This window comes from Micromonospora maris AB-18-032 (assembly GCF_000204155.1).
Taxonomy (GTDB): Bacteria; Actinomycetota; Actinomycetes; order Mycobacteriales; family Micromonosporaceae; genus Micromonospora; species Micromonospora gifhornensis.
This window is the reverse complement of the sequence record NC_015434.1, coordinates 3,681,237-3,708,230: the sequence shown is the minus strand read 5'-3', so window position 1 is coordinate 3,708,230 and position 26,994 is coordinate 3,681,237. Positions and strand designations below refer to the sequence as shown.

Sequence of the window (26,994 nt, the reverse complement as noted above, 5' to 3'; positions counted from 1 at the left end):
ATGACCGCAAACCCCTCAAGGCATCCGGCGGAGGAACGGCTGCAATCCTCCGATGTGCTGGCTCGACTGCCGCTTCGACCGGAGCAGGTGCGGGGGGTCGACGAACCGGATCCGTCCTTCGGCGCGGGCACGGTGAGCTGTGGTCGTCCCCTGATCTTCCCGGTGCCGGTCGAGGATCTGCCGGTCGAACTGCGCCGCCGTGCGCAGGCGTCCGGGCGGCACTACTACGGGCTGTTGGTCGCCTTCGACCTGAACGAGCCGCCGGACGCCCGGCGCTACACCTCGGTCCGCTTCGAGGTCGCCCTCGACGACGCGGAGGCCGTGGCGGTACGGCTCGACCGGGACGGCGGCACCCTCGGCCTGAGCTACGCCGCCAGCTCTCCGCATCCGTTGACCCCGGCCGCCGACCGCGCGATCCTCGCCGCCACCACCCGGCAGGGCTGGCTGCTCCGCCTGGCCCCCCGCTCCGGCCGTCCCCGAGCCTGGTCGTTCGGCCTGCACCGGCACCGGTTCGGCTGGACGTACGAGGACCCGTCCGGGGCGATGTTCCTGCCGCTGACCTACGGGATGCACGCCATGATCGAGGTGCCCCCGTCGACCCGGCTCCTGTCCGGGCGCATCGGATTGCGGGTGGAGACCCTCGGCACCTGGCGGCATCGGCCGGTACACCGGTCCGCCACCCTCGCGGACTCGGTCGCCTTCCGTGAGGCCCTGCCGGAGAACCCCGTACCGAGTGGCGCGGCCGTGCGACTGTGCCTGGCCGCCGATGTGACAGGTTACAGCCGCCGACCGAATCATCTTGCCGAACGGACTCAGTCGTGGCTGGTGCGGTCCCTGGCCGAGGCCCGCGCCGGCGCCGGCCTGGACGAGGCCACGGTCGTGGTGCAGGCCCAGGGCGACGGGCAGTTCGCTGTCCTGCCGGTGGGCATCGATGAGTCGCGGGTGATCCCGGACCTGATCTGCGGTCTGGCCGAAGCCCTGCGTCGGACCAACGACGGCCTGAGCGCCGAGGAGCGGGTACGACTGCGGGTTGCGCTGCACCGTGGCTTGATGAAACCGGCCGACAGCGGCTGGGTCGGCACTGCGGCGATCGCGGTACATCGGATTCTCGACAGCCCACCGCTACGCGCCGCCATCCGGGACACCCCGACCGCCGACTACGTCCTGGGCGTGCCCGACCTGCTCTACCAGGACGTCATCCGGCACTCCGTGGTTCCCCCGCTGCCCCACCAGTTCACCGAGATCACCATTGACCTGCCCGACAAGGGCTTCGTCGAGCACGGCTGGCTGCATGTGCCCGTGGGGAGCCGATGATGACCAGGAGGATCTTCGCGCTGCTGGTCGGGATCGACCGCTACCGGGCCGCAGGCCAGCTTCAGGGATGCCACAACGACGTGCTCGCGGTGCGGGACTATCTACAGGTACGTGCCGGGGTGAGCGACCCGCGAGCCATCCGGCTGCTGGCGAACGAAGACGCCACCCGCAGTGCCGTCATCGCGGGCCTACGTGAGCACCTGGGCCAGGCCGGGCCGGGCGACACCGCCTTGTTCTGGTTCAGCGGGCACGGCTCCTGGGCCGCGGTGCCAAAGGAACTGTCCCACCTGGAGCCGTCCGGTCAGATGCAGACTCTGGTCTGCCATGACAGCCGACACGACGAGGTGCCGGACCTCTACGACAAGGAGCTGCTGCTCCTGTGCGACGAGATAGCCGGCACCGGTGCTCACCTGGCGGTCGTGCTGGACAGTTGCCACTCGCAGAGCGCCACCCGCGACCTGGTCCGCTACGCGCCCGCCTCGACCACCCCGCCGAGACTCGAAGCGCTGCTGCCGCAGTTGCGCCGCGTGCTGACCCGGCCACCTGCCCAGCATGTCGCACTGGCGGCCTGCCGGACGGACGAGACGGCAGGGGAGACCTGGGCGGACGGGCGGGCGTACGGCCTGTTCAGCTGGTCCTTGCTGAGCGCCATGCGTCGGCTGGCGCCCTCGGCGACATACCGCGACCTGCTGGTGGCGGCGCGATGCGAGGTGGAGCGCCAGTCCCGGCAGCAGGTCCCGCAGCTGGAGCCGGTCACCCCCGGAATCGCTGATCAGCCCTTCCTGGGCGGACGGGTCACCCTGCCCGCCATCGGTATCCGGATGCGTCGAATCCGGGGCGAATGGGAGATCGACGCTGGCTCCTGCCATGGGTTGTCCCTGCCCTCGGCCGCCCAGGACGTCCGGGTTGCCGTGCCCGGGCCGCTGCTGCGCGAGGCGCGGATCGTGCGGGTCCATCCTGGACGCAGTGTGGTGGAGCCGCTGGGCTGGGAACCCGACGAGGACACCCAGTACCCGGTCGTGTTGAGCCGGGTCCCGATGCCGAGGGTCACGGTGGCGGTCGACGGCGTACACCGCTCCGCAGCCGACCCGGTGCTCACCGCGCTGGCCTCGGCCGCGCCGGGCGGCGGGCCCTCTGCGCACGTACGACCGGTCGAGGGGGACGACGAGCGCAGCGCCGACCTGCTGCTGGACGTACACCTGCCGGACCGGGTGCGCATCCGCGACGCGGACGGCTTCCCGCTCTGCGCCGAGCTGGCCGTCGACGACGGCGGCCGGCGGGCCGTCCTGGCCCTCGAACATCTGGCTCGGGTGCACCAGATCAAGGCCCTGGTGAACCCGATCTCCGGGCTGGCGGGTGCGGTCGGCATGGAACTGGTCGAGGCCCGTCCGGGTGAGTCGACGGCACCCGCGTACCGCCCGCCCCTGCTGCCGGCAGGAGACGGCACCCTGCATCTTCGCTATCGGTGGGAACAGGGGACCTGGCGACCCCCGACGGTCTTCGTCCAGCTGCGTAACAACAGCGGTCGGAAACTCTTCTTCGTCCTGCTGAACATCACCGAACGGCACCGCGTCCACGCCACGCTCTTCGCCGGGGATCATGTCGCACCCGGGCACGTCGGGGCGGCGCTGTACGGGCGAGCGGTCGAGTTCACGATCCCGGCCGGCGATCCGGTGCAACCGGGTGCGCGCACCCGGGACTGGCTGCTGCTGCTCGCCGCCGAGGAACAGTTCAGCTCCGCTCCGTTCGAGCTGCCCGCGATCGAGGACATCTCGGCTGACAGGAGACGCTCTCCACTGGCCGTCGCCGGTCTCCTGGGCCGCCTGGGGCTGGCCGCCGTGCACCGCGATGCCGGTGCCGCCGGTACGGGTGCCAGCGACTGGATCACCCTGGCGGTGCCGGTGGTCACCGAGGTGCCCGCCGGTCGCGGTGCCCACCTGGCCGGTGAGCGTCGGTGAACGGCCACGAGGAGATCGAAGAGGTACCTCTCGACGACTGGATTGCACACCTGACCGTGCTCGTAGCCTCCCCGCCCGACGGTGAGGACCTCGCCGAACTGGCCGGGCTGCTCGGGCAGGCGTACGGCGAACGCTACGTACGCGACCAGGACGAGACGTCGCTCCTGGCCGCCATCGTCGAATTCGACCGGGCGCTGACCTACGCCCCCCACCACGAGCAGGCACCGTTCTGGCACTGGGGAAAGGGCATGTCCCACCTCGAACGGACCTGGCTCGACGACGAGAGCACCGACGACGAGAGCACCGATCACGAAAGCGCGGTCGGACACCTGATCGAGGCGTACCGGGGGTGGCCGTCGGAGGACACGGAACGCGATGACGTGGCGAACACCCTGCTGGAGGCGATCTGGAACCGGTATCTCTGGCGGTACGCGCAGAGCGAGACGCCGGAGGCGACGGTCGAGTACGGCGCCGAAGCCATGCATGCCCTCGAGGTGGTGCTGACCAGCCCTACCGGTGAGGAGTCCACCGCGTACGCCCGGATGCTGCTGGGTGTGCTCCTGCTGAACCGGTACGACAATGGCAGCAAGGACGTACCGGATCTGGATCAGGCGATAGCGCTGCTCGCCGAGTCGCTGGCCCGGCTCTCCCCGGACACCACCGCCCACTATTTTCTCGCCTGCACGGAGCTGGTCGCGGCCTACCTGGAGGCGGCCGGCCTGCGCGAGGACCGGACGAGCGTCGAGTCGGCGATCCAGGCCGCCGACCGGGCCGTGGAGGCATGCCCGCCCGGTGACGCCATGCGGCGTCACCTGCTCCGCCACCAGGCCGAGGCGTACGCCGCCTTGTGGCGCCTGGACGCAGATCCGGCGAACCTGACCCGGGCGATCGACCGCTGGCGTGCGGCGCGTGCGGAGGATGACGACCCTCTCTGCCAGGTGGCCCTCGCCGAGCTGCTGTACGCCGCCGGTGACCTCGACAGCCTCACCGAGGCGGTCGCCCTGTGGGAACAGGCGCTGCCCTCGGTGCCCCGACCGCGGTGGGTGTGGGTACACCTCGGCGCGACGCACCTGGCGCGCTGGGAGCTAGCCGAGGTGCCGGGCAGCCTGGACGCCGCTGCCCGCTGTCTGGATCATGCCCTCACCGAGGGGGAGACACCGGATGAACTGCTGTCGGTGCACGTCATGCGGGTGATCGTCGTCAGGGCGTTGCTGGGACACGAGTCTGCCCGGGACCCCGATCGCGCTCCACCGGGCCTGCACCGGGTGCGGGAGATTCTCGACGAGGGGGGACGCGCACTGGATGACGCGCCGGATAGCAGCCCACACGACCGGGCTCTACTGGCCGCCGTACTGCTGCGCTGCGAGCTCTCCTATGTCCTGCAGGCGCTGGTCGAGCCGGACTCGCCGAGGATGCATCATCTGTTGGCCGTGGGGCGAATGGGCGGTGCGGACCAGCCTGCGGACATCACCTTGGTGCTGGACTTGGTCGAAGGAATTCTGCGGCAGTTCGACCAGGTCAGCCGCAGCGACAGCACCCCGGATGATGGCCTGCCGACCTTCCTGCGAATCGTTGCCGACGAGCGGATGACCGAGGCGGACAGAACCCTCCTCCGGTCGGTGTTGCCGAACTTTCTGCAGGCCCGAGCCGCTCGCTACTTCGATGACCGCCCGCACCGCGCCGCGCAGGCCATGGCGGCGGCCCTCGCGCGCGGTCACTCCCAGACCGCGGCCGTCATTGAGGCCCAGATGCTGGCGGCCGTGTCAGAGGCGCTCGGTCGGGGTCGCCTGGGGGATGTGGAGGGGATGCGGACGGCGACCCGGCGAGCCGTTGCGCTGCGGCGTCGGCTCGGCCCGTCGCGGCTGAACGCGGCCATGCTGGATCCACTGGTCCGCCTCTGTGAGGACCTGGTGGACAACATCGACGGCCGAGGGATCCGGCCGCAACCGCCGGTTCCGCTGCCACCGGGTCCTCCCACCCACTCCGCAACCCTCTCGGTGCTGGTCGGCGGGGTCCAGGTCATGGCCGCCCTCCGGCGCGCCGACCTGCCGCTGCTGCGCCAGTGGGCGGACTATCTGACCGACCTTGCCGGCCGTTTCCCGCAGCACCATGTCCTGCGGATAGGGAGTTTGGCGACAGCCGCGAAGGCCCAGTTCCCCCTGGCGGTCCTTGGACAGCGGCAGGCCGCCGCCTCCGCCGTCGCCATTCTGGAGCAGGCGACAGCGGAGGCGGGGACCAACATGGCGATCTGGGCCGAACTGGTTCACGACCTCGCATACGCTCTGCGCCTGGCCGGTGACCCTGACCGGGCGCGGGCCCGGCGGCTCGGGCTCGACGGCCTGCACGGCCGTGCCCGGCGGGTGCTCCTGCAGGCAGGCACGGATTACGCCATGGGTACCGCCCGGGAAGCCGCCGCGACCGCGACCACCGTCGCCAGATGGTGCCTCCAGGACCAGGCCGACGACGATCTTGTCACCGCCCTCGACGCGGGGCGTGGCCTGGTCCTGCACGCGGCGACCGCCTCCCGCAACGTGGCCGAACTACTTGAGGAGGCTGGGCAGGCCGAGTTGGCCACGGAGTGGCGACAGACCGGGGGACTGGGCCGTGACCAGCTCACCGGCGCTGCCCTCGCTTCGGTGCTCGCGGCCGGGGAGATTCCCGACGACCTGCGGTTGCGTGTGCTGGATGCCCTCGACCTGACCACCCACGGCCCGCTGGCACAGGTGCGCCCCGGCGAGATCAGCAGCGCACTCACCGCATTGGAGGCCGACGCGCTCGTCTATCTGGTGCCGGCCGCGCCCCCGGTGCCGGGCCTCGCGGTGGTGGTCCCCAGCGTCGGCGAGGTCGAGATCCTCGAACTATGCGATCTGGTGGCCGGCGACAACGCGCCGGTGCGCAGGCTGCTGCGAGCCGCCTTCGGTGCCGACCTCGCCGGGGCGGGGAGGCGGGCACCCCGAGATGCCGGCCCGGTCGGCGGGCCCCGTCCGCCGTCTGCGGGAACCGCCATCGACGACCTGTGCCGGTGGGCCTGGCGAGCAGCCATGAGCCACCTGGTGGCGCACCTGCGACCGCCGGATTCGGCGGGCCCGGCTCGGGTGGTCCTCGTCCCGATGGGCGTACTGGGGTTGGTGCCCTGGCACGCCGCCTACCGCGAGACTACGTCCGGTCGCCGCTACGCCGTGCACGACCTGGTCGTCTCCTACAGTCCCTCCGCCCGGCTGCTCTGCACCGCCGCGGCACGCCCGGTACAGCCGATCCGCTCGGCTCTGGTGGTCGGGGATCCGCTCGGTGACCTGCCGTTCGCGGGCATCGAGGCCCAGGCGATCCACCGACGGTTCCACCCCGAGGGCCGCTATCTCGGCGGACCGGCCGACGATTCCGGGCACCTGGCACGCCCGGAAGCCGTCCTGGAGTGGGTACGCACGGTCGGGGCGGGATCATCCCTGCTGCACCTCGCCTGTCACGGGCGCGTCGACCCGACCCGACCTGCCGACTCACACCTGGTGCTGGCCGATGGTCTGCTGCCGGCCCGTGACCTGTTGGAGGTGTCCCGGCTGGCGGCGCTCGACCTGGGTCAGGTGTTCCTCGCCGCCTGCACGACGAACCTCGCCGGTGGGCTGCCCGACGAGGCGTTCAGCCTGGCCACCGCGTTCCTCGCGGCCGGCGCCCAGACCGTCTTCGGCTCCTTGTGGTCGGTGCCCGACGTGGGTACCTCCCTGCTGATGTACCAGGTCCACCACTTCCTGTATGAGCAGGGATGTGCACCGGCCGAGGCGTTGCACCGGGCCCAGTTGTGGATGCTGGACCCGGACCGTGAACCGCCCGAAGGTATGCCGGCGGAACTGGCCACCCACTGTTCCCGCGTCGACAACGCCGCGCCGCTGGCCTGGGCCGCCTTCACCCACCTCGGGCGGTGACCCGGGCGTCAGCGCCCACGACCCGGTCCCGGCTTGTTCGCTGCCGACCACTCGGCCAGGTGGCGGCGTCGCCAACGGTGGCTCGCTCGCGGATCCGCCGGGGTGCCCCCTGACGTCCTGGTTCGGATGGATAACCTGGACGTCGATGTCCGATGTCGCGCAGTCGCGCTATCCGCCTCGACGGGCGGCGGGCCGAGGGCCCGGTTGGTACCGGGGCGACCTGCACGTGCACTCGCTGCTGTCGCAGGGTGCCGACCTGACTCCCGCTCACCTTGCCGCCGCAGCCCGTACGCTCGGCCTCGACTTCATCGCCACCACCGAGCACAACACGGCCGCCGGGCACGGCGAGTGGGGGCCGTACGCCGGCGACGACCTGCTGGTGATCCTGGGCCAGGAGGTCACCACCCGGACCGGCCACTGGCTCGCCCTGGGCCTTGCCCCCGAGCAGGCGGTCGAGTGGCGTTACGGCGTCCGGGACGACGTGGTCGGACAACACCTGGATCAGGTACGCCGCAGTGGTGGACTCTGTGTGGCGGCGCACCCGCACGCGCCGTATCCATCGGGCACGCTGATGTACCCGTACGACTGGTTCGACGCGGTGGAGGTGTGGAACGGGCGCTGGGCCTCGGACCTGCCATGGAACGCCGACAACGAGGCGGCCCTGGCCGAGTGGGGACGCAGCCTGGCCCATGATGTCCATCGAGGACGGTGGCAACCGGCGATAGGTAACAGTGACGCGCATCTCGCCGGTCAGCTCGGTACGCCGCACACCGTGGTCCATGCCGAGGAGTTGAGCTGCGATGCGGTGCTGGCCGGCGTCCGCGCGGGTCGAAGCTGGATCGCCGAGTCGCCCGCCGTCACCCTCGACGTCACCGCCACCGCCGCCGACCGGACAGGGGGAGTGGGCGAGCACCTGGCCACCGACGGCGAGCCCATCGTGGTACGGGTGCAGGTCTGCGGTGTGCCGTCCGGCACGATCACCCTGCACACCGAGCATGGCGTCGTGCACCGCCATTCGCTGCCCGACGACGGCGCGGGCGTCACACAGTGGCGGACGACCGCGGACGAAACGTCCTTCGTCCGCGTCGAGGTACGCCACCCCGGCCGGCAGATGGGCGCCCTCAGCAACCCCATCATCCTGAGCTGAGGAAGTCGCGTCGCCGTATCGCCGAAACGGCGGGGTACGCCTCAGCGGGAAACCGCCACTACGGCGAAACGGAGTCGATCATCGCCGCCCGGACTTATCCGCTCAGCCTAGGGGTGAGGCTGCCGACGAGGGTGCGCCGCAGTGATCGGCCGGGCGTGATCACGTGTGCGGCTGGGCCAAGCGCTCGAAGTAGCGGTACCAAAGCTCTCGACTATCGGCGTCTGGTGTCGTGCCGGGCGGGAACCAGGTGAGGCCGAGTACGGGATCCCAGGCCGCGATCAGGGTGTCGAGGCCGGCGATGAGCGCCGCCGGCCACAACACCGACGCGGCCAGTTCGGTGAACGCCAGCCGGGCCTCCGCCAACTGGATGTCGCGGTCCCGGCCGGTGTACCCGAAGTCCCACAGGATCTGATAGCCGTCCAACAGTGACTGTTCCGCCTGGCTCGCCTGTGCGTCTGCCAGGTAGTTGTCCGCGACCTCGCCGCCAACCTCCTTGCCGCCGGCGACACCCCACCGGGCCGGACGGCTCACGTAGACGCCACCCTTGCGGCCGGCGAACTTTCGCATGCTCAGCGCGGCGGCAAGCTGTTCGGCGACCTCCTCCGGCGAGGAGTCCGCGTTGATGAAGATCTGCTCCTGGACCGACATGGCGTCACCGTGACCCGTCGGGCAGAGTGATGATCCGATCCTCGCCGAGGATGATCTGGACGCGATCCGGTAGTGGAGTGCCGTGCTGCCGGTGATGTCCAACCGCTCGGGCGTACCCTCTGCGCGCCTCATCTTCGGTGAGACCCACCGCGCGACCATCTATCACCACGTCGCCGCCACCTTCTTGTTCCAGCTGTTTGCCGGCTGTCAGGATGTTACGTCGGACGGCTTCACTGCTGGCCTGATTGAGGCTCTTGAGCTCGGTCACCACACCCGGGTCATCAGGACTGGCACGGGTCATCGCATCAGGGTTCTTCTGGAACTCGATGTCGTCGATGCGCTCCCGCGGATGCACCATGATGCCCTCGGCACCGAGCCGGTCGGCGACGTGCCGCTCCTTGTCGTCGAACAGGCCGTGAGGATCCTGTGTGCCTGGACGGAATTCGTCTCCGAGGGCCCCCCGGTGCTTGCCTGGGTCGAAATCGGGAGGCCTCGGCTCGCTGCCGGGCTGGCGTTGTCCGCGCGGGTTCTCCTCCGGCGATCGTCGGCCTCCGGATGGTGCGTCGCGGAGTCGGGCGAGGGCTTTTTTGAGCTGGTCGATGAGGGTGCCGAGGCGGCGGATGGTGGGGATGAGGTGGCGGAGGCTGTTGAGCAGCCCGCGCAGCAGCCGGGCGATGCGGGCAGCCCATGCGGCGACCAGCGTGGTGACCTGTTCGACGACCAGGGGAGTGGCCAGGCCCGCGGTGGCGATGAGTTCGGTGGCGTACACGATGAGGCGGGAGACGCAGGTGGCGATGGTGTCGCGGACCAGCAGTCGGACGGCGGCGACCAGGCCGGCGGCGCCTTCGGTGATGGCGGCCATCGTGTCGGCGCCCTGAGCGAGGCCGGTGAGGGCCTGGTGTTGTTCGGTGGACCAGGCACGGTAGGCACGGGCGGCCTCGCCCTGCCAGGCCGCGATGTCGGTGGTGACGTCGCGGGCCAGCGTGGCGGCCTCGTCGCGCAGCGCGGATGCCACGTTGCGCCAGGTCTGGGCGTGTGCGGTGATCTGCGCCGGGTCACCGGCGAGCCAATCGAGGGCTTCGCTGAGAGGTTTGACGTGTTCGATGAGCCAGGCGATGCCGTACTGGAGCAGGGCGCCGACCGGGTCGGAGACGAACGCGAGGGCGTCCAGGCCGGCGCTGACCACGCCGAGGGTGCCGTCGATCCAACTGCCGGTGGTGACACCCTGGTGGATCAGTTCGATGTCTTCGAGGATCCAGACCCCCGCCCAGGCGCTCGGCCCGGTGTGCACCGGGGCGGCGACGAGCGGGTTGCCGGTCACCGGACGTTCCGTACCCGATCCAGGGCGCGAGTGTCGGTGGCCCGGTAGTTCTCGGCGCTGGTGCGTAACCGGCCGGCGGTGTCGCGGACCGAGGTGGCGGCGGTGTCGAGGCCGTCGACCAGGATTCGTTGCAGGCCGTTGAGCAGCGTGGGCATGATCGCGCAGAGTTGACCGTACGCGTCGGCGCTGAGCCGGACGTGCTGGCCGGCCTGTCGGGCGGTGTGGAGGGTGTCGGCGTGCCGGTCGAGGCGTGCGGCGTGGGTCACCAGGTCGTCGGGGTCGACCTGGATGTGCTCACCGGTCGGCATCCGGTGCGTCCTGCCCGGTCATGCGGCGGTAGGAGTCCAGCAGCGCCGGCCCGGCCGGGTCGTCGTCGCCGAGGGTCTCGGTGGTCGCCGTGGTGATGCGGCGCAGCAGGTCGGCCTGGGCGGCTCGGGTGGTGGCCAGCACCTGCCGCGCGGTGTGTGCCGCGGACTGTTGGCGGATCCGTTCGTCCAGACGCAGGTCGACCAGGTGGCCTGCCGAGTCGACGGTGACCTCGACGCTGCGGTCGATGTTGTGGGCGGTGCCGGTGAGGGTGCTGACGCGTGCCGACAGGGCCTGGGCCCGCTGCGCCCGGTCGGCGAGCGACGCCTCCCACTCGTCGAGCCGGCGTTGTGTCGCGTCCAGCGCGGCCTCGTCCGCCCACATGCGAGCCTCCCGGGACATCGCCGGTCGCCAGAGGCGAGGTCGCCGTCACGTTATCAACCGGTCGCGCTGCGTGCTGCCCCGCGCACGCACGCCGCCGGGTCCACCCGCGCCGCCACCACCGCCCGAGCCGCCGCATCCGTTGCGCTTCGACCACCGCCACCACCGCACGAGCCGCCGCGACCGCGCGCTCCGACCACTGCCACCGCCGCGCGAGCCGCCGGATCCGCGTGCGTCGACCCCGCCATCGCCGCCCGAACCGCCCGGTCCGGGCGCTTCGACCATCGCCGCCGGGCGCGCTGTCCGGTCGCTTGCCGACGGGCCTGGTCGGGGTGGGCCAGAGGTCCTGTCCAGGCGGGTCGGGCAGCACTGACCGGCCCGTCCGGGTCCGGCATAGCGTGGATTCGCAAGCCTTACAGAGGAGGTCGTGATGCGGGCCTGGCAGGTGGAAGACGTGATGACCAGGGACGTCGCCACGGTGGTGGAGCAGACGCCGTACCGGCAGATCGTCGATCTGCTTGCCGAGCGGCGGGTCAGTGCCGTGCCGGTGGTGGATGACTTCGGGCACGTGCTGGGCGTGGTGTCCGAGGCGGACCTGCTGCACAAGGTGGAGTGGATGGGTGAGCCGCACGAGCGGCGGGTCTTCGAGGGTGCCCGGCAGCGCAGGTCGCGCCGCAAGGGTGAGGCGGACAACGCCCGGGAGCTGATGACGACCCCGGCGGTGACCACGTCCCCGCACACCTCCCTGGTCGCCGCGGCCAAGCTGATGGACCGTGAGCAGGTCAAACGCCTGCCGGTGGTGGACGACATGGGCCGGGTCGTCGGCATCGTGACCCGTTCCGACCTGTTGCGGGTGCACCTGCGCCCGGATGCGGACATCCGCCACGACGTGGTGCAGGAGGTGCTGCGCCGGGTGCTGGCGGTACGCGAGGGTGCCGTCCGGGTCGAGGTCCGCGACGGTGTGGTGACCATGACCGGCCGGCTGGACCGGCGCTCCGCGGTCGACATCGCGGGACGGCTCGCCGCCCGGGTGAGCGGCGTCGTCGAGGTGGTCAACGAGTTGGCCTTCGACTTCGACGACACCGACCTGCCCCGTTTCGCATCGTTCCCCGTGCAGCCGACCCGCCTGTAGCGCCGGTGGCGCACGCGGCCGGGCCCGGCCGGGAGACCCCCGTGGTGTCCCGACCGGGCCCGATCCGGTCTAGGCCGACGCGGAGTGCCCGACCTGGTCGGCGAGGAACTGCCCCCAGCTGCGGGTGCCTCTCGTCGCGCCGGGCAGGCTCAGGTTCGCCCCCTCCCGGTAGGCGTGCCCCGCGCTGCCGGGCATCCGTACCGGCATCAGCAGCCGGCGTCGACCGGTGGCCCGCAGGTAGCTGCGAATCAGCTCGCCCAGCGCGTACACCTGCGGGCCGGCCAGGTCGGGCACCAGGCCGGCCGGCGCGGCCTGGGCCAGCGCGGCGAGCCGGGCCGCGACCTCGCGGCCGTCCACCGGTTCCAGCCGCATCCCGCCGGGCGCCGGGATCACCGGCAGGGCCGACATCTTTCGGACCAGAGTCAGGGTCAGCTCGTGGAACTGGGCGGCGCGCAGCGTCGTCCACGGCACGCCGGAGTCGGCGACAGCCTGCTCGGCGGCGAGTTTCATCCGCAGCCAGGCCAGCGGCACCCGGTCGGCGCCGATCACCGAGACGAACACCAGATGGCGTACGCCGGCCTGCTGCGCGGCCCGCGCCAGGGTGCGCGCCAGCTGGTCGTCGCCCTTCTGGCCGCCGGCCAGGTGCAGCACGATCTGCACGTCGCGGACCGCGGAGTCGACGCCCTCCCCGGTGGCCAGGTCGCCGGTGACGTGGGTGACGCCGGGGGAGGGCTGCCCGCCGTGACGGCTGAGGACCCGAACCCGGTGGCCGGCCTCGTGCAGCAGTGGGACGACCAGCCGGCCGAGGGTGCCGGTGCCGCCGGTGACGAGGATCGGTGGGTGCACGACGTTCTCCCTGCGCCAGGACCGGGCATTACGCGCGGTCGATTACCGTTCGTGGCTTCACCGGCTCGACCCCGCCCTACCGATCGATGTGACCGCCGGGTGAGCTGGATCACCCGGCGGTCACATTGGGGCGCGAGGTGGGGTCGAAGCGTTAGGAAGGGCCCCTTCCTAACGCCTGCGGTATAGGAAGGGCCCCTTGTTAACGACCAGTCGGTCCAGCAGAAAGGAACGACATGGACGGGCGTACCTGGCTGGCCGAGCGGTTCGAGGAGCATCGGCCGCACCTGCGCGCGGTGGCCTACCGGATGCTCGGCTCGCTCGGCGAGGCCGACGACGCGGTGCAGGAGACCTGGCTGCGGCTGTCCCGTACCGACGTCGACGGGGTGGACAACCTCGCCGCCTGGCTGACCACGGTGGTCGCCCGGGTCAGTCTGAACACGCTGCGCGGCCGCCGGCGCCGCCGCGAGGAGCCACTGGACGTGCGGGTACCCGACCCGGTGGTCGCACCGGCAGGCCCGGACGATCCCGAGTACGCCGCCGTGCTTGCCGACTCGGTGGGGCTGGCGTTGCTGGTGGTCCTGGACACCCTCACTCCGGCGGAACGGCTCGCCTTCGTGCTGCACGACATGTTCGCCGTACCGTTCGACGAGATCGCGCCGATGATCGACCGGTCACCGACGGCGGCCCGGCAACTGGCCAGTCGGGCCCGCCGTCGGGTACGCGGCCAGGCCCCCCGACCGGACGCCGATCTGGCCCGGCAGCGGCAGGTGGTCGACGCCTTCCTCGCCGCCGCCCGCGACGGTGACCTCGACGCGCTGGTGGGCGTCCTGCATCCGGACGTGGTGCTGCGTGCCGACGGTGGCGTGGCCCGTACCCGGCACACCACCGTGCTCACTGGGGCCCGGGACGTCGCCGCTCAGGCCGTCACCTTCGGCCGGTTCTCCCCGTTCGCCCGGCCCGCTGTGATCAACGGCAGCGCCGGTGTGGTGGTGACCGCAGCCGGTCGGCCGTTGTCGGTGATGGCCTTCACCGTCTCGGCCGGCTTGATCGCCGAGGTCGACGTGATCGCCGACCCGGACCGCCTGGCCCGACTGGATCTCGCCGCCTTCACCGACTGACGACTGCACCGGACGGCGAGGTGACCGGTGTCGCGCCCCGCCTCGCGCCGTCGAGATCGTCCGGTCGGGAGCGGTCGGGCGGGGCGAGTCGATGCGGTGGGTGTGGCACCCGGTCAGAGGCCGAAGCCGGCCAGTCGGAAGGCTGCGAAGCCGATCAGAGCCAGGGGGAGTGCGGTGGCCAGCGCGAGCAGTCGTGCCCGGGTGCCGCGGGCGACGACGACCACGACCAGGACGCCCAGCGTGGTCTTGATCAGGACGTCCCAGAGCGGGTCGATGCCGTAGTTCGGGTGGTTGATCCGGCTGGCGTCGATCAGGGCCTCGGCGAAGAGGACCGCGCCGGGCAGGGCGATGCCGACCGGTTGTCGCCATCCTCGCTCGTGCGCCCAGACACCGCCGATGCCGAAGACCACTCCGGCGAGGACGCCGAAGCTCATCCAGAGCAGCGAGGTGGGTGCCCACAGTATCGACCACTCGTCGCCCTGGATGAGCGCCGCTGCGGCGTAGTAGCCGGGGACCGCGACGACGAGCGCGACGGCGGCGCCGATGGCCGCGCGTACCCAGCCGGTCCGGACCCAGAAGCCGAAGGCGAACGCGGCGACCGCCCAGACCGCACTGGAGTTGCCCAGGTCGGCGAAGGGGAAGGGGACGAACTTGATCCAGATGAAGTCGAGGATGCCGAGCAGCAGTCCGCCGAGTACGGCGGTGAGCGCGATGCTGCGGCGGTCGGGGTGGTGTCGCATGAGATCGGAGCATACTCGGTATGCATCGATGGTCCCGAGGGTGCCCCTGCCGCTGCGTGGCTGACGGGCGTCAGCGCAGCGCGGCGTACGCCAGGGGGATGCTCACGCCGTCCCAGGCGCCGCTCAGCGTCGCGACCGTGCCGTTCGGCGTACCGCCGGCGGCCGCGTCGGGACGGCGGAGGAGGGTCAACTCCACCGTGTCGGTGACGATCACGGTCAGGGTGCCGTCCACCACCCGGCGTACCGCGCCGACGGCCGGCACGTCGATGCCGCCCGGGTCGCTGCTGATCTCCATGCTCGGCGCGCGCACCTCACGGTGGCCGTCGACCTCGAAGTACTCCTCGGCCTGCCCGGTGTCGGCGAGCACGGCCTCGGCCAGCGCGGCCGCGTACACCGGATCGGCGCAGGCGTCGTAGACCCAGCGGGTGCCCAGCGCCGAGTGCTCCATGGTGCCGATCAGCCAGGCGTCGGCGGACGGTAGCGGCGCACCACGGTAGGTCAGCGGCACCTGGTGCACCGGGCCGGCCCCGGCGCGGACCAGCAGGGTCTCGATGCCGACCTCACCGGCCGGGTCGTCGAACCGGTACGCGGCCACCCGCACCACCTCGGCGGCGGCGTCCCCCTGGTACCAGCCACGGCTGGGCAGCCAGGCGGTCAACAGTTCGAGCTTGGTGGGGCGGATCTCCGCCCGGTGCAGTAGCGCCATGCGCGGCATCGTATGCCCGCTCGGTGTCCGGCGCGGTCCCGGCGGACGTGTGCGCGGCGCGGGAGCGGGTATCGCAGCCCTCTCACCGGACGGGCGGCCACCGACGCGTACCGAAGGAGCGTGACAGTGACGGATCTCGGTGCGAAGGTCTCCTACCTCGCCCTCGGCGCCGGTGTCCCGGTCTACGCCCCCGGCGGCGCGTTCGTCGGGGTCGTCGAGCATGTCGTCGCCGACGAGGCGCAGGACATCTTCCATGGTGTGATCATCGAACCGTCCCGGGAGCACCATGCCCACCGCTTCGCCTACCGGGAGCAGATCGGTGAACTCCACGAGCGGGGTGTGGTGCTGTCGGTGCCGGCCGGGCAGTTGCACGAGCCGAGCACGGACATGCCGGCCGAGCAGGTGGAGGAGTCCGACGACCCGGTGCGGCTGGGCCTGCGTCGGGCCTGGGAGTGGCTGATCCGACCGCGGTGACCCGTTTCAGGCCAGGTGCGGGTCGTGCAGTGTCTGCTCCCAGATCGACGACATCTCCTCGAACGCGTGCTCCATGATCTGCACCATGGCGCGGCGGGCGCTGTCGCCGTCGTGTCGTTGGATCCCCTGGGCGACCTCGGCGTGCAGTTGCAGGGCCTGCTCGTGCGGGTAGTGCGGCATCAGGTGGTAGTGATGCCGGCCGATGAGCACCTCGGCGACCAGGTCCTGGAGCTTGACGAACATCTCGTTGCCGGAGGCGCGCAGCACCCGCTGATGGAACTCGATGTCCAGGCGGAGGAAGCGTTCCTCGTCGCCGGCCTTGCCGGCGGCCCACATCTTCGCGGCGAGCCCCACCAGCTCGCTCGCGTCGTCGTGGTCGACGCGCTGGGCGGCCAGCCACGCGGCGTGCGGCTCGATGGCGGTACGCAGCTCGGTGATCGAGCGGATCTGGGCGATGCGTCCGGCCGAGGCCAGCCGCCAGCGGATCACCTGGGGATCGAAGACGTTCCAGTGATCGGCTGAGCGGATCATGACGCCGACCCGGCGGCGGGTCTCGATGAACCCCATCGACGCGAGCACCCGCAGAACCTCTCGGATCACCGAGCGGGACACCGCGTAGCGGTCGACCAGTTCATCGATGTTGAGCACGGCGCCGGCGGCCAGCTCACCGCCGCAGATGGCGGTGCCGAGGTGGTCGAGGACGCGTCCGTGCAGCCCAGCCTCGGCAGGGGCGGCCTGTGCGGGTGCAACCCCCGGTGAGGGCACAATCACGTCACGGATCATATCAGTCCGAGGTACCCCTTGTATAAGTCTGCTTTTTCGGCCTAGCATCCGGACGTTAAGCGGATGTAAAAACCCGTTGTCGTGCCCGTCCCCCCGGGGTCGCGACCAACACAGAAGGAGAGACGGACGTGGGACGTCGGTCAAAAATCGGGATATCTCTGGCGATGGTGTCCGCCTTGACGTTGTCCGCCTGTGGCGGCGGCGACGACAGCGGTTCCTCCGACACCGTGCGGGTCACCCTGGTCAACCATGTCTGGACCGAGAACATCCGGAAGGCGTTGCCGGAGTTCGAGCGGGAGACCGGCATCAAGGTCGAGGTCACCCAGCTCGGTGAGGACCAGCTGTCGGACCAGTACAACGTCAAGCTGAACGCCGGCTCCAGCGACATCGACGTGATGATGTACCGCCCGCTGCAGGAAGGCCGGCTGTTCGCCAAGAACAAGTACCTCGCCGACCTCACCGACAAGGCCAAGGGCAGCAGCGACTTCGACCTCGCCGACATCCAGGCGGCGCCGCTGAGCACCACCACCTACGAGGACAAGGTGGTCGGCGTGCCGATCATCACCGAGCAGCAGGTGCTCTACTACCGCAAGGACCTGCTGGAGAAGTCCGGCTTCAGCGCCCCGCCGGCGACCCTGGACGAGCTCAAGGCCCAGGCCGCGAAGATCCAGGCGGACAACCCGGGCGTGGCCGGCTTCGTCTCGCGTACCGGCAAGGCCGCCGCGGTCACCCAGTTCTCCAGCTTCCTGTTCAGCTTCGGCGGCGACTTCGTCGACGAGGCCGGCAAGTCCGCGGTCAGCACCGACGCCGCCAAGCAGGCGTACGCGTACTACGGCGGTCTGCTGCGGGAGCACGGCCCGGCCAACATCAGCACCGACATGAGCTGGTCGGAGGCGATGGCGATCTTCACCCAGGGCCAGGCCGCCTTCTACACCGAGGCGAACTCGCTCTACAAGAACGCCACCGACCCGGCCAAGTCGAAGGTCTCCGACACCGTCGGGTTCGCGCCGTTCCCGGCCGGCCCGGCCGGCTCGAAGCCGTACAACGTCCCCTCCTGGGCGCTGGCCGTCAACGAGGCCTCGAAGAACCAGGACAACTCCTGGAAGTTCATCGAGTGGGCGGCCGGTAAGGCGCAGACCCTGGAGCAGCAGAAGTCCGGTGTGCCGGGTGCCCGTACCTCCGTGTGGGAGAACCCCGAGGGCATCGCCACCTACCCGAAGGACATGGCCGACGCGATCACCGTGAGCCTGGCCAACGGTGTCGGTCACGACCGGCCGGTGGTCGAGCGGGTCGCGCAGGCCCGCGAGATCGTCGGTCAGCCGATCGTCGACGCCATCACCGGTAAGGACGCTGCCGCCTCCGCCGAGGCCGCCAACCAGGCCTTCCAGAAGTTCCTGGACGACGAGGCCCGCTAAGTCCGGGCACGGGGGTGGTGGGGCGGACAGCCCCGCCACCCCCGTCCGGCCTCCCCATCACGGAGATCTGATGCCAGCTGTAACCGCACCCAGCCGGACGCCACGCGGCGCCGGAGTCATGCCTGACACGCCCGGCTGGGCGCGTTGGGCCAACGACCATCGCAAGTGGCTCTTCGCGGCCCCGGCCATGGCCTTCGTCGCCGCGCTGATCATCTTCCCGCTGGCCTGGACCATCTACCTCAGCTTCACCGACTCCTCGGGGTCGGTCCGGGCCGAGTCGGAGTTCATCGGCCTGCGCAACTACCTGGACGTGCTCACCGACACCGACCGGTTCTGGCCCGCCGTGGGCCGGACCGCCGCGTTCACCGGTGCCGCGCTGTTCTTCGAGGTAGTGCTCGGCATGGCGATCGCCCTGCTGCTGTGGCGTCCGTTCAAGGGCGAGAAGTGGGTCCGGGTCGCGATCCTGCTGCCGCTGGTCGCCACCCCGGTGGCCGTCGGCATGATGTGGCGGCTCATCTTCGACCCCAACATCGGTATGGCCAACCAGATCCTCAGCTGGGTCGGCATCGGCCCGCAGCCGTGGCTGGCCGGGCAGAACACCGCGCTGCCCACCACGATCTTCATCGACATCTGGCAGTGGACCCCGATGGTGGTGCTGATCCTGCTGGCCGGCCTGACCTCGCTTTCCGACGAGCCGCAGGAAGCGGCGATGATCGACGGCGCGAGCACCTGGCAGCGCTTCCGGCACGTCACCCTGCCGCTGCTGATGCCCACCGTGATCGTCGCGGTGCTGCTACGCGGCATCGACGCGCTGAAGACCTTCGACATCCTCTACGCGACCAAGGGGCGCGGCGGCGGCTCCTTCAACGAGGTGGAGACGCTCAACGTGTACGCCTACGGCCTGAGCTTCGACTACAACGAGTACGGCCTCTCCTCGACGGTGCTGATCCTGTTCTTCCTGATCATCATCGGCGTGATGTGGCTCCTCACCTCCCGCAAGAAGAAGGAGGCCGCCCGATGAAGACGAGTCTCGGATTCCGGATCTTCCGCACGGTGGCCCTGGTCGTCGTCGTGCTGTCGCTGGTGGCGCCGCTGGTCTGGATGGTCGCCGCCTCCTTCAAGACAAACGTCGACATCTACGACACCAGCAAGGCCCTGATCTTCTCGCCCACGCTTGACAACTACGGCACCGTCCTGCAGCAGGCCAACTACATCCAGTTCATCGGCAACAGCCTCTGGGTGGCCTTCGCCGCGACCGTGCTGTCGCTGCTGCTCGGCGTGCCGGCCGCGTACTCGATGAGCCGGTTCAACATGCGCAAGTCGGCGCTTGTGGTGCTGATGGCCCGGGTCATCCCCGGTGTCTCGCTGCTGGTGCCCTGGTACTACGTCTTCTCGAACCTGCGCATGGTCGGCGGGTTCAGCGTGCTGATCCTGAGCCACATGTTCGTGTCCCTGCCGTTGATCGTCTACATCATGATGGGCTTCTTCGACGGTCTGCCGGACGAGTTGGAGGAGGCGGCGCAGGTCGACGGTCTGACCCCGATCGGGGCGTTCCGGCGGGTCACCCTGCCGCTGTCGGTGCCGGGCATCGCGACCGCCGGCATCCTGTCCTTCATCTTCTCCTGGAACAACTTCATGTTCGCCCTGGTGCTCTCCGGCGCGGACACGAAGACCCTGCCCGTGGCGATCTTCGACTTCGTCGGCTACGCGAGCATCGACTGGGGCGGCCTGATGGCGGCGACCACGGTGGTCACCCTGCCCATCATGATCATCGCGCTGTTCGTGCAGAAGTACATCGTCTCCGGACTCACCGCAGGCGCGACGAAGGGCTGAGCACCATGACCACCATCTCCCGCGTCGAGACGTTCCTCGTCGCACCACGCTGGCTGTTCGTCCGGGTGGAGACCACCGACGGCATCGTCGGCTGGGGCGAGGCGACCTGCGAGGGCCGCTCGGAGACCGTACGCACCGCCGTCGAGCAGCTCAGCGAACTGCTGATCGGCCAGGACGCGCTGCGCATCGAGGACCACTGGCAGGTGATGACCAAGGGCTCCTTCTACCGGGGCGGCCCGATCCTGGCCAGCGCCGTCGCCGGCCTGGACCAGGCGCTGTGGGACATCGCCGGCAAGCGGTACGGCGCCCCCGTGCACCAGCTGCTCGGCGGACCCGTCCGGGACCGGATCCGGGTCTACGGCTGGGTCGGCGGTGACGAGCCCAGCGAGGTGCGCGACCAGATCGCCGCGCGGGTGGAGGCGGGACTGACCGCCGTGAAGATGAACGCCTCCGGGCGGATGAGCCCGCTGGCCACCGTCGCCGAACTCGACGAGGTGGTCCAGCGGGTCGCCGCCGCCCGCGAGGTGCTCGGCGAGCACCGGGACGTGGCCGTGGACTTCCACGGCCGGTTCACCCTGGCCAACGCCCGCCGGGTCGCGCCGCTGCTGGAGCCGTACCGGCCGTTCTTCCTGGAGGAGCCGGTGGTGCCGGAGAACTCCCACCTGATCGGGGAGTTCGTCCGCTCCACCACCACCCCGGTCTCCACCGGGGAACGGCTCTACAACCGGCAGGAGTTCCTGCCGGTGCTCCAGGCCGGCATCGCGGTGGCCCAGCCGGACCTGTCGCACGCCGGCGGCATCACCGAGGTACGCAAGATCGCCGCGCTGGCCGAGACGTTCGACGTGCAGCTGGCCCCGCACTGCCCGCTCGGGCCGATCGCCCTGGCCGCCTGCCTGCAGGTCGGTTTCGCCACGCCGAACTACCTGATCCAGGAGCAGAGCATCGGCATCCACTACAACCTCGGTGCCGAGGTGCTCGACTACTGTGTCGACCAGCAGCCGCTGACCTTCGTCGACGGGTACGTCCAGCGCCTCACCGCTCCCGGGCTGGGCATCGAGATCGACGAGCAGGCGGTACGCGCGGCGGACAAGCGGGGTCACGCCTGGCGTAGCCCGATGTTCCGACACGTCGACGGTTCGTACGCGGAGTGGTGACCATGACCGACCTGCTCACCGCCGAACTCACCGCGCAGCGGCTGCTGGCGATCATCCGGGGCACCGACACCGCCGCCGCGATCGCCACCGGCACCGCCCTGCTGGCCGAGGGAGTGTCGATCATCGAGGTGGCGCTGACCACCCCGGGCGCGCTCGACGCCATCGCGGCGATCCGGGCGGACGCGCCCGCCGGCACCCTGGTCGGTGCCGGCACGGTGCTCACCCCGGCGGCCGTGGCCGACGTGGCGGCGGCCGGTGCCCAGTTCGTGGTGACGCCGGCCGTGGTCGACTCGATCCCCGAGGCGGTCCGCCGAGGCCTGCCGGTCGCCGCCGGCGCGCTCACCCCGACCGAGGCGTACACCGCCGTCCGGTGGGGCGCCAGCGTGGTCAAGCTCTTCCCGGCGTCGGTAGGCGGCACGGCCTACCTGAAGGCGGTGCGCGACCCGTTCCCGGACATCCCGTTCGTCGCCGTCGGCGGGGTGGGTCTGGCCGAGCTGCCCGGCTACCTGGCGGTCGGCGCGATCGCGGTCGGCGTCGGCGGCCCGCTGGTGGGCGACGCCGCCTCCGGCGGCGACCTCGACGCGCTGCGGGGGCGGGCCCGCGCCTACCGGGCGGCGGTCCGCGAAGCGGGGCCACAGTGACCGCGCCCGTGGACGTGCTCACCCTCGGCGAGGCGTTGGTGTCGCTGCGCTCGTCCGGCCCGCTGGCCCTCGGCGGTCCACTGACCATGCACCTGGCCGGCGCGGAGACGAACGTGGCGATCGGGCTGGCCCGACTCGGCCACCGGGCCGCCTGGGTGGGCCGGGTCAGCGACGACGAACTCGGTGAGTTCGTGCTGCGCCAACTGCGGGCCGAGGGCGTGGGCACCGACGGCGTACGCCGCGACCCCGACCGGCCCGCCGGCCTGATGTTCCTGGAACGGCGCACCGCCGACCTGAGCCGGGTGCAGTACCAGCGCACCGGCTCGGCCGGCTCGGCGCTGACCTGCGACGACGTCGCCGGACCGCTCGCCGCGGGTGCCCGGGTACTGCACCTGAGCGGCATCACCCCGGCGGTGTCCGACAGCGCCCGGGAGGCGACGATGTTCGCGGCCCGGCAGGCGGCCGCCGCCGGCATCACCGTGTCGCTGGACGTCAACTACCGGGCCCGGCTCTGGTCCCGGGACGCCGCCCGCGCCGTGCTCACCCCACTGGCCGGGTACGCGTCGATCGTCATCGCCTCCGTCGACGAACTGGACCTGGTCGCCGGGCCCGGCACCGACGAGCCCGGCGTCGTCGCCGAACTGCTGGGCCGGGGCGTGCAGACCGTGCTGGTCAAGCTCGGCGCCGACGGGGCACGCGCGTACACCCGCGACGGAGCGCAGCACCTCGCCGCGGTGCCGGTCACCGCGGTGGACACCGTCGGCGCCGGCGACGCGTTCACCGCCGGCTACCTCTCCGGCCACCTCGACGGACTGGACCTACGCGACCGGCTGCGGCGCGCGGTGGCGCTCGGCGCCTTCGCGGTCACCGCGCACGGCGACTGGGAGGGTCTGCCCCGCCGTGACGAGCTTTCCCTGCTGACCGGCAACGCCGCCGGCACCACCCTCCGCTGACACTGCGAGAAAGGCACCCCCTCGTGAAGATCGTCGCTGCCGACGTCATCGTTTCCAGCCCTGACCGCAACTTCGTCACACTGAAGATCACCACAGCGGACGGCATCACCGGCCTGGGCGACGGCACCCTCAACGGCCGGGAACTCTCCGTCGCCTCGTACCTGCGCGACCACGTGGTGCCGCTGCTCATCGGGCGCGACGCGCACCGCATCGAGGACGCCTGGCAGTTCCTGTACCGCTCGGCGTACTGGCGGCGCGGCCCGGTCACCATGGCCGCCATCGCCGCAGTGGACGTCGCGCTGTGGGACATCAAGGCCAAGGCCGCCGGCATGCCGCTCTACCAGCTGCTGGGCGGTGCGTCGCGCAACGGCATCATGGCGTACGGCCACGCCTCCGGCCGCGACGTGCCGGAGCTGTTCGACTCCATCCGCGCGCACCTGGAGCAGGGCTACCGCTCGATCCGGGTGCAGACCTCGGTGCCCGGCATCAACGCCGTGTACGGGGTGGCCGCCCAGCCCAGCACCGGCGGCAAGCGCTACGACTACGAGCCGGCCCAGCGCACCCCGCTGCCCGCCGAGGAGGACTGGGACACCCGCGCCTACCTGCGGCACCTGCCCGGTGTCTTCGAGGCGGTCCGGAACGAGTTCGGCCCGGAGCTGCCGCTGCTGCACGACGGCCACCACCGGATGACCCCGATCCAGGCCGCCAAGCTCGGCAAGGCCCTGGAGCCGTACGACCTGTTCTGGCTGGAGGACTGCACCCCGGCGGAGAACCAGGAGGCGCTGCGGCTGGTCCGGCAGCACACCACCACACCGCTGGCCATCGGCGAGGTGTTCAACACGGTGTGGGACTACCAGACCCTGATCCGCGAACAGCTGATCGACTACGTGCGCTCGGCGGTCACCCACACCGGCGGCATCACCGCCATGCGCAAGCTGCTCGACTTCGCCGCCCAGTACCAGATCAAGTCCGGCATCCACGGCCCGACCGACATCTCCCCGGTGGGCATGGCCGCGGCGCTGCACCTGGACCTGGCCATCCACAACTTCGGCATCCAGGAGTACATGCGCCACGGTCCGCTGACCAACGAGGTGTTCCGCCAGTCGTTCACCTTCACCGACGGTTACCTGCACCCGGGGGAGCAGCCCGGTATCGGGGTCGAGTTGGACGAGGAGGCCGCCGCCCGATTCCCGTACCAGCCCGCGTACCTGCCGTTCAACCGGCTCAAGGACGGCACGGTCCATGACTGGTGAGCCGTCGACCCGGCACATCGTGGTGATGGGGGTCTCCGGCGCGGGCAAGACCACGGTGGCCCGGGGGATCGCCGCCCGGACCGGACTGGCCTTCGCCGAGGCCGACGAGTTCCACTCCGAGGCCAACGTGGCGCGGATGCGGGCCGGGATACCGCTGGACGACGACGACCGCTGGCCGTGGTTGCAGGCCCTGGCCGACTGGATGACCGCCCGGCACCGGGAGGGCGTCTCCACCGTGCTGACCTGTTCGGCGCTCAAGCGCTCCTACCGGGACCTGCTGCGGCAGGGACCGCCGGGGGTGTTCTTCGTGCACCTCGACGGCCCGACCGAGGTCATCCGGGAGCGGATGTCGGTGCGTACCCACGAGTACATGCCGCCCAGCCTGCTCAACTCGCAGACCGCGACACTCGAACCGCTCTGGCCGGACGAGCCGGGCATCGTCATCGACCTGCGGTCGACCAGCGAGGCGCTGGTCGACGAGGCGGTACGGCGGCTCGGCCTGCCGGCACGCGACGAGTCGCCAGAGGCGCTGGCCGGAATTGAGGTGCCGGTCGACACCGAGCTGGTTGCCGCGACCGAGGCGGTGGCGGTGGTCGAGGAACGACCGGACCTGTCCGGACGCGCGTGACGACAACGGTGGCGACCCCGGGCGGGGTCGCCACCGTTGTCACCGCTGCGGGTGGCGGCGGACGAAGTCCTGGTAGGTCTCGTTGGCCAGTTCGGCTTGACGCAGTTCGGCTTGGCGCAGCTCCGCGGCCGACCGGGCGCGGGCCAGCCGCAGCTCGTGCCGGCGATCCCGGAACCGGGACCAGCCGCGCACGCCGGCCCAGGCGATCCAGCCGCTGGTGGCGACCAGGCCGGTCAACGCGAAAGCGAGCAGGAACTCCATCTGTTCCTCCGTCTCCGGCGGGTCAGCTGACGTCCCGACGCGCCGCCAGCCAGCTGCCGAGCCCGAACATCAGCAGGGTGTAACCCAGCAGGACCGTGGCCGGCAGCACCGCACTTGACGATTCCAGCACGCCGGGCGTGCCCCCGTCGAACTGGGACCGGGCGCCCAGCGCGCCGGCGAGCGCGCCCGAACTCGGCGCCAGCAGGAGTTTCTGCAGCACCTCCAGCGGGCTCAATACCAGGGCGAGCCCGCTTATCGCGTTCTCCAGGACCAGGGTCCACACCAGACCGATCGCGATCGCCGTGGCGGTGCTGCGGAAGACGATCGCGAGGAACCAGCCGACGCTGGCGTGCGCGGTGCAGATCAGCCAGGCGGCGGCCACCGCACCGGCCAGGTCCGCGACCGGCGGCCAGTCCGCGCCACGTCCCTCCACCACCGCGAGCACCCCGGTGACCACCGCCAACGCGCCGAAGGTGAGCACGGCGACCAGCAACGTCAGCCCACAGAGGACGACGGCGTGACCGGCCAGCACCTGCCCGCGCCGGGGGCGCTGCGTGAAGATCAGGTTGAGGGTGCCCCAGCGGTACTCGTTGCCGACGACCAGGGCACCGAGGATGACCACGATGGCGCCGCCGAAGAGGGGAAACAGCCCGATGCCGGTGGTGACCAGTTGGCCGGGCAGGACGGCGGCCAGCAGCGTCTCGGCGGCGTCGGCCTGCTCCGGGTCGCCGGCCAGGGTCAGGTGCACCAGGTACGGGATGCCGATGCCGAACGCCAGGGCGAGCAGCGTCCAGGTCGCCGTTACCGTCCACACCGCCGGGCGTCGCCGGTCGGCGAACCAGGCGGCACGTACCGAGGCGATCATCGCTGGGCTCCCGTCGTCGCTTCCGGCTGGTCGGATCGTCGGTGCGCGGACGCGGTCGGCGTGGTCAGCTCCAGGAACGCCTCCTCCAGCGAGTGACGCAGCGGACGCAGTTCGCGTACGTCGACCCCGGCGGTGACGAGTCGTCGGTTGAGCGCTCCGGCCAGGGCCGGGTCGGTGCTGACCCGCAGCGTCCCGTCGACCTGTTCCACCGCCCGGACCCGGTCGTCGGCGCCCAGGCAGGCGATCGCCTCGTCGGCCGGGTCGGCGTCGATCAGCAGTACGCCGGTGCCCAGGGCGTCGCGCAGCTCGTCCGGCGTACCCTCGGCGATCAACCGGCCCCGGTCGATGACCGCGATCCGGTCGCAGACCTGCTCCACCTCGCCGAGCACGTGACTGGAGAGCAGGACCGTCCGTCCACCCTGGCCGAGTGAGCGCAGCAGTTCCCGCATCTCCGCCACACCGGCGGGGTCGAGGCCGTTGGTGGGTTCGTCGAGGATCAGCAGGGCGGGCTCCTTGAGCAGCGCGGCGGCGACCCCCAGCCGCTGTTTCATGCCCAGGGAGTAGGTGCGGAACGGCGAGCTGGCCCGGGCGGTCAGGCCGACCTCGTCGAGCACCCGGTCGGCGGCGGCGTCCGGTACGCCCGCGTACCGGGCGGCCAGCCGCAAGTTGTCCCGGCCGGACAGGTGCGGGTAGAAGGTGGGCGACTCGATCAGGGCGCCGATGCGGGCCAGTTGCCGTCCGGGGGGCTGCCCCAGGACCTGGATCCGGCCGGCGCTCGGGCGCACGAGCCCCACCAGCATCCGCATCGTGGTGGTCTTGCCGGCGCCGTTGGGCCCCAGGAAGCCGAGCACCTCACCCTCACGAACCCGCAGGCTGAGCCCGTCGACCGCGGTGACCCCACCGGGATAGCGCTTGCTGACCTCGTGCAGTTCGGCGGCGAAACTCGCACCCATCAACGGCACACCGTAACCGGAAAATCGGGCAATGGGGACCGGTCACGTTGATTTCCACGAATGTTCATGTCTGGTGCCTCGTTTCCTGTGCCGCCACGCAGGGTTGCTTGCACATCGCCAATTAATTCCTTCGGTGAGTTCGGCGGGGGTGCCCGGTGGGCAGGCGTCGTATGGCCGCGTGGCGGTGATCCAGGTTGGACGCCGTTCGACGCTGTGACCTGCGTTGGAGCCTCGGACGCACCACAGG

26 protein-coding genes are annotated in these 26,994 nt (G+C 71.0%); 15 read left to right on the top strand and 11 right to left on the bottom strand.

What is annotated here, in order from left to right; all coding sequences use genetic code 11:
* The 4 genes from VAB18032_RS30130 to VAB18032_RS16505 all read left to right on the top strand — a co-directional run bounded on the left by VAB18032_RS30130 (nucleotide 1) and on the right by VAB18032_RS16505 (nucleotide 8,336).
* A complete protein-coding gene (locus tag VAB18032_RS30130) occupies nucleotides 1-1,314 on the top strand; it encodes a hypothetical protein (protein WP_126711005.1) in 1,314 nt (437 codons plus the stop codon).
* Nucleotides 1,314-3,272 carry a caspase family protein gene (locus VAB18032_RS16515; RefSeq protein ID WP_013734010.1) on the top strand — a complete coding sequence of 653 codons (1,959 nt, stop codon included), beginning with the start codon at nucleotides 1,314-1,316 and terminating at the stop codon, nucleotides 3,270-3,272. Before VAB18032_RS30130 ends, VAB18032_RS16515 begins: the two co-directional genes overlap by 1 nt.
* The gene (locus tag VAB18032_RS30125; RefSeq protein WP_013734009.1) at nucleotides 3,269-7,189 is read left to right on the top strand and encodes a CHAT domain-containing protein; all 3,921 of its coding nucleotides are present in this window, start codon (nucleotides 3,269-3,271) and stop codon (nucleotides 7,187-7,189) included. The genes VAB18032_RS16515 and VAB18032_RS30125 overlap by 4 nt, the downstream gene beginning before the upstream one ends.
* Nucleotides 7,190-7,334: 145 nt before the next feature.
* Nucleotides 7,335-8,336, top strand: a complete 1,002-nt coding sequence (locus tag VAB18032_RS16505; RefSeq protein ID WP_013734008.1) for a CehA/McbA family metallohydrolase — start codon at nucleotides 7,335-7,337, stop codon at nucleotides 8,334-8,336.
* Between the two features lie 159 nt (nucleotides 8,337-8,495).
* Here VAB18032_RS16505 and VAB18032_RS16500 read toward each other — a convergent pair whose 3' ends face one another.
* From VAB18032_RS16500 to VAB18032_RS16485, 4 genes are read right to left on the bottom strand one after another with little or no spacing between them, the layout of a single operon-like run.
* The gene (locus tag VAB18032_RS16500) at nucleotides 8,496-8,984 is read right to left on the bottom strand and encodes a hypothetical protein (protein ID WP_013734007.1); all 489 of its coding nucleotides are present in this window, start codon (nucleotides 8,982-8,984) and stop codon (nucleotides 8,496-8,498) included.
* A gap of 4 nt (nucleotides 8,985-8,988) precedes the next feature.
* Nucleotides 8,989-10,305: a WXG100-like domain-containing protein gene (locus tag VAB18032_RS32900; RefSeq protein ID WP_013734006.1), complete on the bottom strand. Its 1,317-nt coding sequence runs from the start codon at nucleotides 10,303-10,305 to the stop codon at nucleotides 8,989-8,991.
* Nucleotides 10,302-10,613, bottom strand: coding sequence for a type VII secretion target (locus VAB18032_RS16490; RefSeq protein WP_013734005.1), 312 nt, complete (start codon nucleotides 10,611-10,613; stop codon nucleotides 10,302-10,304). Before VAB18032_RS16490 ends, VAB18032_RS32900 begins: the two co-directional genes overlap by 4 nt.
* The gene (locus tag VAB18032_RS16485) at nucleotides 10,600-10,995 is read right to left on the bottom strand and encodes a hypothetical protein (RefSeq protein WP_013734004.1); all 396 of its coding nucleotides are present in this window, start codon (nucleotides 10,993-10,995) and stop codon (nucleotides 10,600-10,602) included. The genes VAB18032_RS16490 and VAB18032_RS16485 overlap by 14 nt, the downstream gene beginning before the upstream one ends.
* 427 nt (nucleotides 10,996-11,422) lie before the next feature.
* Here VAB18032_RS16485 and VAB18032_RS16480 point away from each other — a divergent pair, with 427 nt between their 5' ends.
* A complete protein-coding gene (locus tag VAB18032_RS16480; RefSeq protein WP_013734003.1) occupies nucleotides 11,423-12,124 on the top strand; it encodes a CBS domain-containing protein in 702 nt (233 codons plus the stop codon).
* Between the two features lie 69 nt (nucleotides 12,125-12,193).
* Here VAB18032_RS16480 and VAB18032_RS16475 read toward each other — a convergent pair whose 3' ends face one another.
* The gene (locus VAB18032_RS16475; protein ID WP_013734002.1) at nucleotides 12,194-12,970 is read right to left on the bottom strand and encodes an SDR family oxidoreductase; all 777 of its coding nucleotides are present in this window, start codon (nucleotides 12,968-12,970) and stop codon (nucleotides 12,194-12,196) included.
* Between the two features lie 233 nt (nucleotides 12,971-13,203).
* Between VAB18032_RS16475 and sigJ the strand changes: the two genes are divergently transcribed.
* Nucleotides 13,204-14,088 carry an RNA polymerase sigma factor SigJ gene (sigJ, locus tag VAB18032_RS16470; protein ID WP_013734001.1) on the top strand — a complete coding sequence of 295 codons (885 nt, stop codon included), beginning with the start codon at nucleotides 13,204-13,206 and terminating at the stop codon, nucleotides 14,086-14,088.
* 113 nt (nucleotides 14,089-14,201) lie between these two features.
* On the opposite strand, the gene VAB18032_RS16465 is transcribed toward sigJ, so the two are convergent.
* Together VAB18032_RS16465 and VAB18032_RS16460 are read right to left on the bottom strand one after the other, a co-directional pair.
* Entirely contained in the window at nucleotides 14,202-14,828 is a 627-nt protein-coding gene (locus tag VAB18032_RS16465) for a DUF6518 family protein (RefSeq protein ID WP_013734000.1), read from the bottom strand.
* Between the two features lie 70 nt (nucleotides 14,829-14,898).
* A complete protein-coding gene (locus tag VAB18032_RS16460) occupies nucleotides 14,899-15,534 on the bottom strand; it encodes a CG0192-related protein (RefSeq protein ID WP_013733999.1) in 636 nt (211 codons plus the stop codon).
* A gap of 126 nt (nucleotides 15,535-15,660) precedes the next feature.
* On the opposite strand from VAB18032_RS16460, the gene VAB18032_RS16455 reads away from it, so the two are divergent.
* Complete coding sequence (locus tag VAB18032_RS16455) at nucleotides 15,661-16,008, top strand: hypothetical protein (RefSeq protein ID WP_013733998.1); 348 nt, start codon at nucleotides 15,661-15,663, stop codon at nucleotides 16,006-16,008.
* 6 nt (nucleotides 16,009-16,014) lie between these two features.
* Here VAB18032_RS16455 and VAB18032_RS16450 read toward each other — a convergent pair whose 3' ends face one another.
* Nucleotides 16,015-16,779, bottom strand: coding sequence for a FadR/GntR family transcriptional regulator (locus VAB18032_RS16450; protein WP_223165704.1), 765 nt, complete (start codon nucleotides 16,777-16,779; stop codon nucleotides 16,015-16,017).
* A gap of 179 nt (nucleotides 16,780-16,958) precedes the next feature.
* Here VAB18032_RS16450 and VAB18032_RS16445 point away from each other — a divergent pair, with 179 nt between their 5' ends.
* From VAB18032_RS16445 to VAB18032_RS16410, 8 genes are all read left to right on the top strand, one after another.
* Entirely contained in the window at nucleotides 16,959-18,206 is a 1,248-nt protein-coding gene (locus tag VAB18032_RS16445; protein ID WP_415878016.1) for an ABC transporter substrate-binding protein, read from the top strand.
* A gap of 70 nt (nucleotides 18,207-18,276) precedes the next feature.
* A complete protein-coding gene (locus VAB18032_RS16440) occupies nucleotides 18,277-19,227 on the top strand; it encodes a carbohydrate ABC transporter permease (RefSeq protein WP_198408908.1) in 951 nt (316 codons plus the stop codon).
* Nucleotides 19,224-20,039 (top strand): carbohydrate ABC transporter permease, encoded by an 816-nt coding sequence (locus VAB18032_RS16435; protein WP_013733994.1) that lies wholly within the window; start codon nucleotides 19,224-19,226, stop codon nucleotides 20,037-20,039. The genes VAB18032_RS16440 and VAB18032_RS16435 overlap by 4 nt, the downstream gene beginning before the upstream one ends.
* Before the next feature lie 5 nt (nucleotides 20,040-20,044).
* Complete coding sequence (gene dgoD, locus VAB18032_RS16430) at nucleotides 20,045-21,193, top strand: galactonate dehydratase (protein ID WP_013733993.1); 1,149 nt, start codon at nucleotides 20,045-20,047, stop codon at nucleotides 21,191-21,193.
* Between the two features lie 2 nt (nucleotides 21,194-21,195).
* Nucleotides 21,196-21,834 (top strand): bifunctional 4-hydroxy-2-oxoglutarate aldolase/2-dehydro-3-deoxy-phosphogluconate aldolase, encoded by a 639-nt coding sequence (locus VAB18032_RS16425; protein WP_043724549.1) that lies wholly within the window; start codon nucleotides 21,196-21,198, stop codon nucleotides 21,832-21,834.
* A complete protein-coding gene (locus VAB18032_RS16420) occupies nucleotides 21,831-22,787 on the top strand; it encodes a sugar kinase (protein WP_013733991.1) in 957 nt (318 codons plus the stop codon). Before VAB18032_RS16425 ends, VAB18032_RS16420 begins: the two co-directional genes overlap by 4 nt.
* A 23-nt stretch (nucleotides 22,788-22,810) precedes the next feature.
* A complete protein-coding gene (gene manD / locus VAB18032_RS16415) occupies nucleotides 22,811-24,040 on the top strand; it encodes a D-mannonate dehydratase ManD (protein WP_013733990.1) in 1,230 nt (409 codons plus the stop codon).
* Entirely contained in the window at nucleotides 24,030-24,668 is a 639-nt protein-coding gene (locus VAB18032_RS16410; protein WP_013733989.1) for a gluconokinase, read from the top strand. Before manD ends, VAB18032_RS16410 begins: the two co-directional genes overlap by 11 nt.
* A 39-nt stretch (nucleotides 24,669-24,707) precedes the next feature.
* Here VAB18032_RS16410 and VAB18032_RS16405 read toward each other — a convergent pair whose 3' ends face one another.
* From VAB18032_RS16405 to VAB18032_RS16395, 3 genes are read right to left on the bottom strand one after another with little or no spacing between them, the layout of a single operon-like run.
* Nucleotides 24,708-24,929 carry a hypothetical protein gene (locus VAB18032_RS16405; RefSeq protein WP_013733988.1) on the bottom strand — a complete coding sequence of 74 codons (222 nt, stop codon included), beginning with the start codon at nucleotides 24,927-24,929 and terminating at the stop codon, nucleotides 24,708-24,710.
* Between the two features lie 22 nt (nucleotides 24,930-24,951).
* Entirely contained in the window at nucleotides 24,952-25,794 is an 843-nt protein-coding gene (locus VAB18032_RS16400) for an ABC transporter permease (RefSeq protein ID WP_013733987.1), read from the bottom strand.
* The gene (locus VAB18032_RS16395) at nucleotides 25,791-26,747 is read right to left on the bottom strand and encodes an ABC transporter ATP-binding protein (protein WP_013733986.1); all 957 of its coding nucleotides are present in this window, start codon (nucleotides 26,745-26,747) and stop codon (nucleotides 25,791-25,793) included. The genes VAB18032_RS16400 and VAB18032_RS16395 overlap by 4 nt, the downstream gene beginning before the upstream one ends.
* Nucleotides 26,748-26,994: the final 247 nt, after the last annotated feature.